This is a genomic window from Pseudomonas chlororaphis subsp. aurantiaca, from assembly GCF_013466605.1.
Taxonomy (GTDB): Bacteria; Pseudomonadota; Gammaproteobacteria; order Pseudomonadales; family Pseudomonadaceae; genus Aquipseudomonas; species Aquipseudomonas chlororaphis_I.
Genome location: NZ_CP059162.1, coordinates 2891107 through 2906981, shown reverse-complemented (window position 1 = coordinate 2906981; position 15875 = coordinate 2891107). Strand labels below are relative to the sequence as shown.

Here is a 15875-nt window from a genome sequence, read left to right as displayed (position 1 = left end):
TGTTTGCTGCGATGTTCATGTCGTGTTCGGCACCAGGCGGGATGCCAGTCAGATTAATGGCCCCCCAGTCACACCCCCACTCGAGGATGGGGTATTTTCGACAGTACTCCACTCATAGTATCACCTAATCCAGGCGGCTGGTACTTGGTACCAGTCGCTCCAGCATGAAACTGATTTCTCACAGCGCCCCCTCTCACAGCACTTGTCGGCCGTAGGATGGCTGGTCTCGGACCGGTCAGAACACGGGCAGTTCGAGGTGCGGCCTTCGATATAGCGGCAGGTGCTATCCCCACTGTGCTAAGGGCGGCACCAACCCCAACGGCTATCGCGCCGACTTTTACAAGCGTCTCATTTCCAGTGGCTACGCCAGTGAGTACCGTCGAGCCCCCAAGCACTTGTGTAACACCACCGATACCAGCCAGTAACTTGGCACCACCCGAGAGAGAGAGCGCTGCGGTAGTTGGGGCTGCTGCAGCTCCAATAGAAGCCACACCAAAGGAAATACCGCCTAATCCAAGCGAAATCTTTCCAAGCAAATCAGCTTTGTCCTGGTCGCCCTTGGCCTCGTAAACAAACGCAGCAACTCCCGTTCCAATCGCTGCAGCCCCAGTTGCTGCAGCGACTACCGCAAAACCGGCAGCGGTAGCAGTCAGGCTGGCTCCTCCCGTAGGGATGGCTGCTAAAATACCCACAACAATCCCCAGAACTCCAAGTAAGATCCCTCCAAATGCCCACCAGCTGAAACGTCCCGTCGGGTCATATAAATTTATCGGGTCCAGGTAACAATAATGGTAACGACTGATCCCTCCTTTACCAAAAGGACTCTCACTATCTGGAGAATAAAATGCACGCATCACTGGATTGTAGAGTCGATAACCATTGCCGAGAATGTAGCATCCGCTCGCTTGATCAAGTCGGTAACCCATAAAGCCGATTGGGGTAAAAGTATCCAGCATACTGCGCGTTACGGGCGTATCCTGTAACGGTGCCGGGGTGGGAGCCGCGTTTTTTTGACGTTTTGCCATGATTGATTCAGCCTCCTATGAACTATATGGGCTGACTAACGTGTAGTGATATCAGGCACAGTTAGTCAGCGTACTCTATGTCATTTCAACCCTGCATGTTGAGCTCACTGGGTAAATCCCCCATCACGTCGTTCCCCATAGTCAGTATAGGTGTAATACTGCACTGCTGGAGGTTCCATACTATCTTGCGTATACCGTTGAACACCAAGGACACTTCCGACCGCATCGGTGATATACATATCCAAAAAGTGCTTTGCTTCTTCCCCCGATGCTGCCAGAACCGTGATGTAACGTCCCAGCATGATGCCTGCGACCCGCAGATAGAAAGCCCTGGCAGTCACCACACCATTAATGGCCTCCAGCTCCCCGATCACAGCATCCCCTTCATAAAGATAGTAAATTGACTGATTAGTGGATTTATCTAATACCTTCAGGAGCTTGCCATCAGGCGTATAGAAATACTCTGTCCGTTCTATACCGTGATCCGTGTTTTTATCGAACGACCCAATGCTGTTTAATGCATTGTAACGCAGTGTGGACTGCTGGTTATCCGTGAGCACATTGCCGTTACGGTCATAGGTAAATGCCTGCAGCGCGCCATACTTGTCCCGGAAACCGGTGACCCTGTCATTATTGTATGAATATTTCTCGTATATCTTCTCAGCGGTACTATCCACTCTATAAAATCGGGACATACCATTAAATTCGTATTTAAGGTTCTGTATTTCCTGACCATTAGCCGTATGGATGGATGACTTCAGTGGTGCTCCTGCACTGGTACCATATCCATATACAGCTTTGTATAGACCTTTGTCTCCACTTCCCCGCCGGCGACTAATGTTTCGCGCGGATATTTTTAAATCACTGTTAAAGTCCTGCTCCACTTTAAATGATTCAGACTTTGCACCCACGCTAAAGACATATACTCGCTCTTTCTCCATACCCTTCTCGTTACTCAAAAAACTTAATGACGAGTTAAGCCAGGTGAAGCGTTGCTTCGTATCGAACATACTTATGTATATTACATCGACATCCCCAGCATCATAACCCTGACTTTGCCCAAGGTAATCAAGTGATATGTCTATTTGTAAGTCACCATCGTTCGTCGTAATACAAACCTGCACTAATTGTCCAATTTTATTGTAGACATACTCTTCTTTCCACAGGCTGCGTGGTATTGCTTTTGCAGTCGCCTGAACACCAAAATCCGCAAGCCTCATATCACCCTGAAGTGTCGTGTACATGTATGAAGAGACATAAGCCCCCTTAGACACCTCATTAATTTCAGGAATTGAGCACTCCATGAGCGTGACCTGCTCGTTGGCATTATAAATATAAGCGTACTGGCTGAGTAACTTATCATCGCTGGTTAACCCTATTGCCTCCTTCTTTAATAGCCGGGTGGTTTTATCATACTCAAATGTTGATTTTGTCGCCGCAGTCTGAGCGGGACTGGTATCATTGACCAGGGTCGTTGACTCCAGTAATTCTGTTGTTGCATTGTAGCTGTGCTCAACGGAGCCCCGGTTTTTTTGAACACGACTGGGCTCATTATCTATCGTCCTAGCATAACTATATGACTCTGTCACCGTTGTCGTGGACGTATCGCCGGGTGTCTCCTGACGAGTCAGGCGGGCAAATCCATCATAAGTCCGGGTGGCGAACATGATGTTTTTCGTTGTCGTCGGATCGACCGACTCTTCGGCCACGCATTTGACTTCTACCGGTAAGTACATGCAGGGGATATGCGAGCTGTAGGTGTAAGTTGTTGTTTGCTGAAGCTTATCCGTCCACTTATCCTCGCCATCACTATAGCTCTCGTATGACTTTTCCGTCTTGAGGCGATCAAACTGGTCGTACTCAAATGTTGTCGGGTGTATCTCCTGAACAATATCTGGCCCCGAGGGATTGGGTTTCATCTGCACACCCGAAGTGCGGACCAGCCGGCCAAAACCATCATAAATGTTCTGACGTAGAATGACTTTTTTTACCTCTTCTTTTCCGCTGTCCGATTTTACCGTCTGGGTGTATCCCGTCCTGAAAACCGAGCCGTACACACTGAGTTCACTAAAATATATAACATCAGCCAGAGCCATGCTTTTTGTCTCTGCCCTGTTAACCGGATCGAAAGCTTCCCAGGGGGATGAGCCGTCTGCATTTAACGTGCTGACTGACATCGGATTAATGGTGTGGGTGGCTACTTTGCTGATGGTGGACTTATCTGACAGATCAAAAACAGAGTGGGTGTAAAGTGAGCCATCTGCCGTGTAACGATTCCTGAACAGGCTATTGGGAGCGGGAATATCTGGTTCTGTGACGGCTTCCACCTGCAGGTCGCGATTCAGTGCATACTCCCTCGAAGACGCCTTTTGTTTACTGTATTTAAGCGTATTGCCATAATATGAGCCAAACTTCAGTTTTTCCCAGAGTGTGAAATTGAATGTCTCCTCCTGCGCATACTCAGTGCCGTAAAATGCGGTTCTTTTTTTCAGTTGTCCTTTAGTGTTGTATTCGAACTTTGTCTTTGACGCATTTGGGGCGATCTCAGTATCCGTCTGACCTGTCCCCAGCCACGTTATTTTTCCGCCGCCTGCTCTGGACTCCCTGGTTTCAGGTTTCGTCGTCAAATTGGTATGGAATGTCGTCTCCTGACGTAATTTGGTATTGTTATCCTCGAATTTCCAGGTGACTTCAGTCCGATCTGTTCTCCCACCAGAAGAGGAAGTTTCCTCTATCAGAACCCCGGTCAGTAGTGAGTCCGGCGTGGCTCCCTTCGCACCTTCATATGATTTTTTGCTCATCAACATCCCATTTTTCGTCGTCGTTTCCAGCAACACCATAGAGGGGGTAACGGTAAAAACATTACCTGATCCATCCGGGGCAGGGTTGATGGTGACGGAATACATATTCCCGGTGAGCGAAAGATAGGTGAATTCTTCCACTTTAGAGGCCGGCTTGTCTGTTGCCAGTTGATTAGGGGTGATAGACGTGCTTTTGATATAGAGGGGCATGCCATCGGGGGCCGGAGGGCAGCCTTTTTCGGTGGGGACGGCCTCATAATAGGTGTGGATCATTGTGATTCCGGTCGTGGGGGTGCTGCTCTCTAAATTGCCGTAGTTGTCGAATTTTCTGGACTCGACTTCAGCCCTCACGGCTTTCGGATCTTTTTTTCCATCCTTTATCAACTGAGATGTTGTTGTGCAAGTGGTCCAGAACATAAAGTTCTTGGGCTGATCTTCAACACCAACCCCCGCCGTGATGGGGTATTTGTAGGACCGGGTTATTTCATAGTAGTCTTTACTATCAAATGAGAATACTTCTTTTTCAATCAAATGAAATCTGTTATAGGTCCGGCTAACTACCTCTGTTGTTTTAGTCTTGGTCGGGTCAACTTTCTTTTCGATGACGGTGTACGTATAGTCAGCTTTTTTACGTATACAGTTATCTATACCTGAGACCGGCCTGTACGTGTCCGAATCTTCATAGCCAGTGAAATTATGGAATTCGGAATCGGTCGGGTTCCCGGAAATATAGTCATATTCGGTATAACCCATCCGGGCTAATGGCTCGGACTGTTCCCCAGCGGGAATATTGTTCAGGGTTTCGAGACGGCTGACTACCGCAATATAGTTGTCTTTTTGGTCCTCAGTCTTCCCGTATTTCACCGCCGTATAGATTGCCTGCTGCCTCATGCCATAGGGCGTGGTGACGGAGTAAAGGACTTCCGGGAGGTTATTCACCGGGGCTTTATATTCGAAGCGATAGCGGTGATCATCGTCATTTGACAGGCTGACGCTTTCAACACAGTCCTCCGGGTAGAGCTTTTGGTCCTGCTCGTCTTTGGTACCCCGGTATTTCCTGGTGGTATAGACCTTCGTCACAAGATCAGACATGCCAGGATTTTTTTTTGTAATGGTCAGTGTATTATTTTCGCCGTATGCAACAAGTATTTCACCAGCCCCATCACTCCCGATGTGCGTACACCGATAATCAGAGTCGTATGTGAACCGAAGTACATGGCCGGCAGCGGAGGCCCGTACCAGAAGATATCCATAATGATTGTAGTATTCGACCACCCCGCCTTTGTAGGCCACCCGATAATAGTAAGTTGAAGTAAAATCAATCAGAATCCTTTCAATTTTTACATCATCCAGACGATGATAAGGCATGGTGTAGGTATCACCAGAACGTGTCAGCTCCTCAGCCTTTCCACTGGAAAAAAATATTTTCAGTCTATTGAGATCAATATAGGGGATATTAAGACTTGCATTCAGTAGTGCCTCATCAATTTCGGACTTGGTCTGATGTGCGGCGCTGACCTGGCGTGCAGCGGATTCAGCTCTTGATTTGGGCGCCGACTGGATCCCGATCGCAAGATTAAGAGTAAAATCAACCGGCTCTTGTATTCCTCTGCTGATACTGGCGATAGTTAACGTCGCCTGGAAAATCCCGGTTTGCGGAGAAACACCTGACTGTAATGCACTGCTATTGTAAGCCTCAGAGAAATAGTCGAGATAATTGTAACTCATAATTCTGATCCTCTTCTGCGTATAGGGAGTCTTTAAATCTTTATCCAAACATCGTAGGCAGCATCGATAGGTTTATCAAGGTTTTCAGGCTGAATCCATTGACTCGAACGTCAAGCCCAAAACATGCAGTAGCTGCCGTACATATTGCAGCTATGATTGAGAACCCCTAGATGACTGGGTATCGGAGATGATGGAAAAATTGAGCCAATATGACGGATGCTTGAAATGAACCTGTACGGTGGTTAACCGACGACATTAAACCGCGCAGATTATAAGCCTCAAAGAATACATTTTGTGGTGTTGCGGCGAGCGACTCTGACTCCACAAGGGTATTGACATCATTGTTCATGAAGTAGTTCTCCTGAATAACAAGTCAACCATTCACCAACTGCGAACATTCGCACTAGCAAAGCTACTTGCTTAATAATGAATATATTTTAAGCTTATAATTTATATTTCGAGCAGCATTCATTCAGCTCCAAAACAGTTTTCCATGTAATTAGTTACATATGCGCAACGCTTACGTTTCTGCCTGAGCGACTTACCGTCATTGCACATCTGGCCATCCCAGCCCTGTACCACTTTGGACTTAAGAGTGCAAAGATCCATTCATCGTTTCAGCGGGATGACTGCATAGCCGTATAGTCGCATCGAGCCATAAGCGAGAGTCACCCAGACGATTGCGCAGCTATCCTCTACAAGCTCCGGAGCGGTATAGAGTCCGTCTTTTACAATTCCACCACCCGACAACACTTCCCACTGGTAATCTGATGAATTAGCTTCATCGTTTAGGACATTCAACTGAATCTGCGCCGATGGACCGCATGCCTCAATCGAGACCGGGATTATTTCAAGGCCCAACATCGTGCCGGATTTCAGCGTCAGGACCGTCGAGCGACCGATATCGCCTTGCTCAGCATCCCGCGCTTCAATGACGCTCACCTGAGTGGGAGCGCTCGTTGCAGGAGGCGCTGTAAATGTGGTGCTCAAGCCTGTAGATGTGGTCAATGTGCCGCCACCACTGACGATTCGCCACTCGACGCTGGCGCCTTGCGTCGCGGCGCTCAGTTCTACTCCCCCTATCACTGGATCATAAAACTTGAACGCCGGGTTCACGGTAATGGCATGATTGACGACTACCGCCACGGCGCTGGCTTGTTTCAAACCGGTCCCCGTCCCCATGGTCGCCGTGATCATATCCTGATGCGCCGAAACTCCCGCTACGGCGGGGGGCGCACGGTAGAGCCCATTGGCGTCAATCGATCCAGGTAATCCGTCGGCAACCGCCCGGACACTCCAGGTCACTGGCTCGCTCGTATAATCAGGGGGGTCGACACGAAACTGCTGAGTCTGCCCCGCTACTACCACCGGTTGCAGCGGGGTTATTCTAAAACTGCTCCGCTCAGAGGCCAACTGACCAAAGCAGGCCAAGTCGCCGGGAAGATTGGCGCTGGTCAGCTGTAAGGTATTTTTTTCAGGAAAAAGCAAATTAGCCAGAGTAAACAAATCAATTTGTGGCACAAAAAGATCATTAAACCTAGTCATTTCCGTGCGTATGCGGGATGAAAAAACATTCGCAAAATTTTTCTCTAAAGCCTCTCGCTGCTCCGAGCTAGCCGTAAGTGTTGAATCTGCGCTATTATTGGTTGACGCAAATGAAACTATATTGGTACTAGCCTCAACCTTGGCACCAGAAGTGGCTGAGGAGCTGAAGTCCACTGCCCCCGTTATATTTTTATACTCATAATATTCACGTATCCCCCCCGGGCTGGAAGGGGAATAATGACAATAAACAATAGGAGTGCTGAATTTCTTACTCCACACTGTTCTCAATAAATTCCCAGCCGTCGAAATAGTTATTTCCGCGGTAGGCACAAGCAGATCGAGCTTTTCCTTGTCCTTGCCAGACCAATAATAAAAGTCATTATGATTTGTATAAGAACTGTCTTTTACCTCAATCACCCCTACATTGCTTTCACCAGCCAGTGCCAGTAGCGAGCAGACTCTATCCGAGGTATCACCGTTAATTACAGAAAACTCAATATCAGAGCCACTTTTACGGAGCACCTCTTGATAATATGGCGCAAGGATATTTTTAAATAACACTTTACTTGAAATAAGAACCGTTCCTGAGAATAGCGGATAACCTGCTGAGTCCGTATTATTCGGAATCAAATAACGAAAATCCGAGCCTAACGAAGGAAAAGTCCCCTCTGGCTCTCCGGCACTTGCTTTTGTTTTCACGAACAATACAACCGCCCCCTCGCCATACGAGGCACTTCCCCGTAGATTTGCACCAGGTGCCGGCTGAGTCCGAATGTGGAACTTCTCAGGCGTCAAGGCGTAATCGCCAACGGCATCAAGCATGCCCAGAACGTACGTCCTCTTTTCGTCGGGCGCATCTAGGTAGAGCTTCTTGAACTCGGTGCCGATTCTTTCCTGCTCTTCAGGGGTGTCCGCAAAGTTGACCTTGAAATCGACGCCGTCCCCCAGGTCGAGGAAAACTTCCCCTTGATCATTGATCACTCCGGTACTGCCCTGCAGATCAATACCCATGGTCAATACATAGTTACAACCGGGCACGGCAGTGCTCATCTTGTCGATATGCCCCGGCACTCCAGTGGCCCTAATCTCAGTCGTATAGGTGCCCGCCAGAAAAGGCATCGTTAGGTTGGCTCTTGAGTTCTGCAGGTCGGCAGATTCAAAAGACAACAGCGGATTGCCCAGGACCATCCCGGTTATAACGCTGGTGACACCTGTCCCTGATATGCGCTGAGTGATCGGGGGGATAATCTGCTCCGCCCCTACTTTGGATACATACTGCTGTTCCATCAGCATATTGATCTTGGCTTGATCGTAAGAAACCAGTGCGTCCCAACCCAAGGTTTTCGATTTCCCATCCATCCAGACCAGGAGCTCGTCCAGTGAGTAGCCTGTCATGTCCCATCTCCTTGCAAATAAAAAACACCTGATTCGCGCATCAATTCTGAATGGAGTTAGCGATCCGGGCGGTGAGGAACACGCTAGCATTGTGCTCAATATCACCTAGATCAAAATGCGATTACTGATCAGGTTTCAAGTCATTTTCAGATCAAATTCTTAAAAAACCATGTAAATACATACCTTTAGCCGTTCGTCTGAATGCTATGCCACAGATATGCATGACCAAAATATGTAACTACCTTCATATGCGGAATGCTCTCTGCATCGGTAGATAATGTTGAGAGAGCAAATACCTTCACTGAATAAGGAGCGGCTAGATGGATCTGGTGCAATGGAAGTGGTGGGCCGAGCTGACCGATCCACACCACCCGAAGTGTAGAGACGCTCGCCTGACTAATCGTCTATGGGCAATGCCGTGCTGGCTCAGGGGTGATGCTGGTTCGACGAGCGCAAATCGGCAAGGAACGATGCGCTCTACAAGACCGCTCGGGGGTCGAAAGAAGCGCCCCTCCCCCCCCCCCAAAAAAAAACGTACTCAAGGAGCCAAGCATTAGGTGAAGGCGCGTACTTGTGCGTCAGCTCAAGCGAGGTGTGCCTTAAACGAGAACTGGCTACTGTCAGGTGTTCGCGGCCGCTGACCACCAAGAAAAGAATATGCTGCTGCTTTTTCACGCACTTTGACCTGAAGCTGCTTTTGAAATCAATAAGATCAAATGCGTGAGCAATATCAGGCCTCTTTGATTGCCATAACTATCGAGCAGGGAATAAACATCATGAACGATAAATTTGAAATTTATGGAATGGCAACTCCTGTCACGATCAATTCATCTATTATCTCCATTCTACAAGAGCAAGGCCAACAGTCAATATTTGATATTATTGCAAAAACTAGAGGGCAGTTTGTTGAAAGCCTTTCGTCTTTCGATGAAAACCAAGTCAAAGAAATTTACGACCTTGCCAAATCCCGTGCTCAGACATTAATGCGCCTCTACCGCGCTCTGCAGTCTCGTAATGAGCCCACCATGCAAAACCTGTCTAAGATGGGAGTTAGTCCAAATCCTGAAGCACTCTCTAACGCCCTTCTTAGTGCACTTAATGGGGCTCCTGACTTCAGCGAGTTATTCCCAAAGCAATCCATTGATGGCTATACGGAAGTCACATCAATTCAATCGCTATTTTCTCCAGGCCGCTATTTGGTCGAGTTGTATAAAATTGCCCAAGGTTTGCACACCCCAACCAGCCCTCTACAGATTGATAATCGCCGACCGGACATTAGAAATCTTATTCTTAACCAGTTGAATATGGATCAAAAAGTTCCGACCCTAATGATCGCTAACGGGGTAATGAAAAGTAGGATTGATAGTTTCAAGTTGAAGAACAACGCCCTATTGGAGGATATGTTTTATCCCATGACACTGCCATACGACGATAATCTGGCACAAATCAGAAGCGTGTTTTCTGCTTTGAAAATATCACTTCAAGCTATTTGGACCAGGCTTGAAGATACCCAATGGACACTGTTTCAACCGACACGTTATCAAGCTCCAGCCCCGGAATTGGATGATACGACCCCCTCCCCATATTCACGCGAACAACTGGAACTCACACCTAACGCCTACAAGCTACTGGTTTCGGAGCCGGCCGGTTTCGGAACCGTCAAAGAGCATTACAACTTGGCGCCCGATGAAGACCTCTTAACCCTAAAAGCCATCCCATTATTCACTGATAGGACTCAATTGACGTTTAACCAGCTTATTGATATGACAGCGCAGCTTGATTATCAAGCTACAACACCAGAGTTGTTGAATGCAAGTCAATATTATGCATATGCGGCATCCACTCCTGTGGCTGTCAGTGAGTATGGCCAAACATATTTGGCCAACACAAGTGCCAGTCCGACACCAATGCTGGTGACTCCAATATCTGACGCTGACTATCTATATGAGTTGAACTTTATTGAATCCACAGTGGTATCGCTGGCTGATCGCGCCGAACGCCTGCTTCGACTGCAACGTAAAACCAGGCTCGAATATCCATTACTGGACTGGCTAATCAAGAACATCAATGTGGCAATCGGGAGAACCAGCAGCATGGGCGGCTGGAAGCTGGACAAGCCGGTCTTGGATGCCATTGCCGAATTCAGCCGACTTTCCACTAAATACGCACTTTCCGCGGATGGTTTCTCATGCCTCATCGGGTCGATGAATATTTATGCAACAAAATACAGCACAAGCATGTTCGAGACTCTGTTCACCTCTCCAGTTACAGGGGCGACACCCTCGCTCACAGCCACAATAGACTTCGAACCGATAGCCAATGATCCAAATGCAACATTGATCTGTGGTGGGCTTGGTGTATCGGCCAGCGACCTGTACATGATGGCGCAAATTGCATTTGGTACAAATGCTATCAACAGTATCACCATGGATGCATCTAAATACGCACAGCTATATCGACTAGCCATGATTCCAAACATGCTAGGCATGAGCTTGCAAGAGGTCCGTACACTCTGGAAAATATTAGCCCCTGAACGGAGCCTGGAGAACGTTGTTGCCGGCCCCCCTACCCTAGAAACTCTTGATATAATAAAACAAACTGAAACCGTTCTTGCCTGGATGGATATTCAACATTTAGATGCCAACATGCTTGCTGCAATGACCACCAGCCAGTACAGCACCGAAGCGACCCCTGAAATATTCAATTTTATAAATAACATATACGTCACCTTGAGCAGCGACCCAACAGCCATAAGTTATCAAGCAACTGAACCATTGAGTTCATCCATGAGGGAAAGTCTATATCGAATTATTGCCGGTACGTTCCAAGTCAAAGCCAATATAATGGGTGAGTTGATCACTTGGCTAGACCTTCACTTTCAAAACACAACCACTGTTCCGCTCCCGTACGGACTTAATGACTTCTGGGCCGAAATCGAGAACTTTTTCTCCGCGCCTGAGCCTAGCGTTGAACGCCTGAGCTCCCACCCCGACTTAGTCCGCTATAGTAACGCCCTTGGGCAGTTCATATTAGTTTCTCAGTGGGCAGGACTAAATCAACAGGACTTGATACTGGTTGTTAATACTCCCCATCGGTTCCTAGACAATGAAACCATTGCACCTCCGCCTTCACTACCGGTACTGCTGATGCTCTCGCGTTTGAAAGAATGGCAACAACAGGTAGTCACTAGTGAAGCAGAAGCCCTAAACTATTTTAACTCGGCCAATCAGTCATCTCAAAACGACAAGAATGCTCTTGCCCTGCTCGCCTATATCCAAGGGTGGGTGCTGGAGACCACTGAGGAAATGAATACATGCCTGGTCACAATGGGGATTTACACTGAATTCCCCAAAACATTTCAACAGTTGAATCGTCTGGTTATGTGGATGCAAGCCAGCCAGGACCTTAGGGTTGGCAGCACCTGCATTAACGATCTGTATACGATGTCACTCAACAATACTTCGTCGGAGGCATCGCCCCTGATCGGATCTGTAGCCCAGAGCATGATGGCCAGTATTCAGAACTACACGGACAAAGACGCTATTCAACAAGTCATGGAGGAACGTCGCGACGCGTACGCTGGGCAATATCTTGCCTACTATATACCCGACATACCGGCTGATGGAGAAACTGAAGGCGTCCCGCTGAACGAAGAAATAAAGACGCTAGATGACTTATCAGAGTACCTGCTAATTGATGTTAAGGTCTCTTCAGATGTCAACACCACCCCCATTGCCGAAGCTATCTCTAGTCTACAGTTATATATCAATCGTTGCCTGGGAGGTTATGAGCCGGGAGTAGATAATGCCTCAGGTTCAACAATGGTTGAGGAGTCCAGACCCGGCGGATTTCTCTATGACTGGAGCGCTTACAATCAGATATATTCGACTTGGGCAGGTAAAGAGCGTTTGCAATACTACCCTTCTATCTACATTTCACCAGCCCTGCGTTACACAAAAACATCACTTTTCATTGCTCTTGAACAATGCATCAACCAGGGAAAAATCTCTACCAATAGAGTCAAAGAAGCCTTTACAGAATACCTGACTGGCTTCGAATTGCTCGCTAATCTCACCACAGTCAGTGGCTATCAGGCTGGTTTTACAGCGACCGCCACCAGCACTGACATGGTCTATTTTATTGGGCGAACTAAAGATGAACCTTACCAATATTATTACAGGCGTTGCAACATGGCAGTGCGTAGCGATCCAGATCCTTCCAACAATGGGACGACTTATTTGACTGCCGGATCGTGGTCGGAATGGATTAAAGTTTCCGCCGCAATTGAGGATAACCCGAACAACCATCTTTCGTCGTTTTGGTGTCACTCAAGGCTATACGTCTGCTGGCTTGAGGCCAAGGAGAAAGACAACACTATCGAATACTCAGTCAACGTTTACTACCACAACAGTGACGGACAATGGTCATCATTCCGTAGCGTGCCCGTCCCTTCCTACATAGAACGCCCGCAGCGGGTATTCGGGGCCTATGACAGTAGCAACAATAGCTATGTTCTTTTTATCGAGGCGTTCCGCGGTAACGACCAGATACTATTCGCTTACATCGCTGATCGTTCTTGGGAAATTGTTGGCAACCAATGGTCTCCCGCCGGATCCATATACCGAGATACCGACTATGATTTTGATAGCACCTTGGTTCACGCAGGAGATCAATTCTATGTCGGTGCCGATCTCTGTACCGTATTTGCTGTAACCTCCAACAACATCCAAATTTCCAGCACCCTTTCCACCCTGACCTACTCCGCATTCAATGAGGCTGACGAATGCGTTAAAGGTCCATTAGCGGCCTCAAAGAATGGCACAATATTTACTATCCCTTACGAATCCAATGTTGCCTACATTACAATACAGAACTCCAACCCAGGCAACTTAAAACTCTATGTAAAAAGTTATATACATCAAGACTTTGCAGCCAACTATTTTAGCGAGAGCAGTTTCTCGTTCGACATTAACTTCTTTAAGTTCAAGTCCACCCCTCTCTCAAGGATCAGTACAAGCTCAGGCCCATTCTTCTATGAAATTTTGCAAAAGAAAGATATAAGCGCACTACTAAGCTATAGCACCCAAACAGTGCCTATCGAGCCATCTCCTTGGGGTTATTTCCCTATTGACTTCAACAGCGCTTATGGTCCGTACTTCTGGGAAATATTCTTTTACATTGCATTCCAAATAGCGGACCGCTACCTCATAGAACAAAACCATGAAAACTCAGCCATTTGGTATCAATATATTTTCAGTTATACCGGCTATCGCGATGCTAATGGGGAGCAGGAAAAGATTGATGACAATGTACGCTACTGGAATGTTGTTCCCTTGCAGGAAGATTTGAGTTGGAACTACTCCGCTGCTATGAGCGTGGACCCTGACGTGATTGCCATGAACGATCCGATGCACTTCAAAATGGCGATCTTTCTCAAGGTTGTTAATTTACTGATCAGTACTGGCGACAATTATTATCGTCAACTGGAGCGAGATACGCTGGCCAAGGCCAAGATGTATTACATTGAAGCCTCTCAACTGCTTGGTCCACGTCCCGAATTTGATATAAACAATAGCTGGCCAGATCCAAGTGTAGCCACCGAAGCCAAGAGTATAGCCGTTATAAATTCAGACAATCCTGAGCCTGCATCCCCTACCTATCTAACCGAAGCTTTTCGGTTCTATCTGACCTCGCAAAACGGGAACTTCCTCCCGCCTTACAATGAGGACCTTCTAGAGTACTGGGACAAGGTCGAGCTGCGTCTTTACAACCTACGCCATAATCTGAGCATTACCGGACAGCCGCTGTCGTTGCCAGTATATGCTACTCCTGTACCTCCTGAGGAATTGCAACGCAGACATGGCGTGGGCGATGGTTCAGGAGGAAGCTCGGTTCAGAACAAACCTTTTAACAGTCAGTTCAGATTTGTTGTGCTGCTGGAAAAAGCCCGAACTGCCGTCAACAGCGTTATTCAGTTCGGCACAGAGCTGCTCAGTACTTTAGAGAAAAGCGATAATGAAAAAATGACATTGATGTTGCAGAGACAGCAGCAACAAGTTCTTACCCAGACACAAGGGATTCTTGACAGCTCGCTGGACTTTCAAAATGACACACTCATCGCTCTTCAGAAAGCCTTGGAAGGTGCTAAGGATCGCTTTACTCACTATGACGCGCTCTATAGAGAGAATATCTCACCGGCAGAGTCAGATGCCATGAACATGCTGGCGGCTGCCGGCTCTATTCAGGCGATGAGCCTTACAAGCTGGACAGTGTCCGCAGCACTTGACTCAGCACCCAATATCTACGGCATGGCTACAGGCGGAGCTCAACGTGGTGCTATTGCTCGAGCGGTTGGCTTTGGATTCCAGACGGAAGCCCAGGTGCTTCAGAATAGCTCTTCGCGCATCAACTTCAGTGAGCAATACCGTCGGCGCCGAGAAGAGTGGTTTATTCAGAAGAAAAATGCTGAAAGCGAAATTGCTCAACTCGACGCTCAGATTCAGGCCCAAACCCAGCAGATCACAATGGCTGAAAAGCAGCTTGCATTGAACGAACTGGAGCAGAAAAACCAACAGGACATCTACAGCCTACAAATCACTCGTTTTACTGGCGAATCATTATATAACTGGATGGTCGGCAGGCTTTCAGCACTCTATTACCAGCTGTATGACGTGACATTACCTCTCTGCTTAACAGCAAAGGCGGCCTTGAGCCGGGAGATTGGCGCAGATAAAACTGATTATCTGTTCATTACGCCCATGTGGAACGATCTGTATCAAGGTCTGTTAGCTGGAGAAGGCTTGCTTCTTGAACTCACCAGGATGGAGAGAGCCTACCTCCAGTATGATAAGCGCGGGTTGGAAATCCAGAAAACCGTTTCCCTCGACACACTCATCATCAACGAATCATTATCAGCCGCTACATTTTCTAGCGCCGTAGCCGAAGCGATCCAAACAGAAATATCTAAACGTTATGGCAGCGTTACCATATCTTATGATGACGTTGCAGACACGCTCATAATCAAACTTGATATCACCCCGCTTGCTCTTGATACCATCTATAACAACAGCCCCCTGACTTCAATAGGGCGTTTCAAAACAATCAGCGTTACCTTACCGACATTGCTAGGCCCCTATCAGGACGTAGAAGCAACATTGCAGCTCAATGACACACTGATTGCCTTATCACGAGGCCTAGATGATTCAGGCATGTTTGTGCTCGACTATAACGATCCTAAGTACTTCCCTTTTGAGGGGGATCCTATCGACAAGGGAGAGCTGATTCTGAGCTTTTATAAAGCCACTGGCCAACAGGCTGCTTTGGTGAATAGTTTGGTCGATGTCATCTATCAACTACGTTATACCTTAAAGCCAAGATAATA

General features: G+C 47.6%; 5 protein-coding genes. 1 reads left to right on the top strand and 4 read right to left on the bottom strand.

The genetic code is table 11. The features are described 5' to 3' along the window. Positions 1-68 precede the first annotated feature (68 nt). The 4 genes from H0I86_RS13410 to H0I86_RS13395 form a co-directional block, all read right to left on the bottom strand. A complete protein-coding gene (locus tag H0I86_RS13410) occupies positions 69-1025 on the bottom strand; it encodes an RHS repeat-associated core domain-containing protein (RefSeq protein WP_180925387.1) in 957 nt (318 codons plus the stop codon). Between the two features lie 104 nt (positions 1026-1129). Beyond that, positions 1130-5554 carry a hypothetical protein gene (locus H0I86_RS13405; protein WP_180925386.1) on the bottom strand — a complete coding sequence of 1475 codons (4425 nt, stop codon included), beginning with the start codon at positions 5552-5554 and terminating at the stop codon, positions 1130-1132. 166 nt (positions 5555-5720) lie between these two features. Then, positions 5721-5903 (bottom strand): hypothetical protein, encoded by a 183-nt coding sequence (locus H0I86_RS13400; protein ID WP_180925385.1) that lies wholly within the window; start codon positions 5901-5903, stop codon positions 5721-5723. Between the two features lie 260 nt (positions 5904-6163). Further along, the gene (locus H0I86_RS13395) at positions 6164-8494 is read right to left on the bottom strand and encodes an Ig-like domain-containing protein (RefSeq protein WP_180925384.1); all 2331 of its coding nucleotides are present in this window, start codon (positions 8492-8494) and stop codon (positions 6164-6166) included. Between the two features lie 776 nt (positions 8495-9270). On the opposite strand from H0I86_RS13395, the gene H0I86_RS13390 reads away from it, so the two are divergent. Continuing rightward, positions 9271-15873 carry a Tc toxin subunit A-related protein gene (locus H0I86_RS13390; RefSeq protein WP_180925383.1) on the top strand — a complete coding sequence of 2201 codons (6603 nt, stop codon included), beginning with the start codon at positions 9271-9273 and terminating at the stop codon, positions 15871-15873. Positions 15874-15875 lie beyond the last annotated feature (2 nt).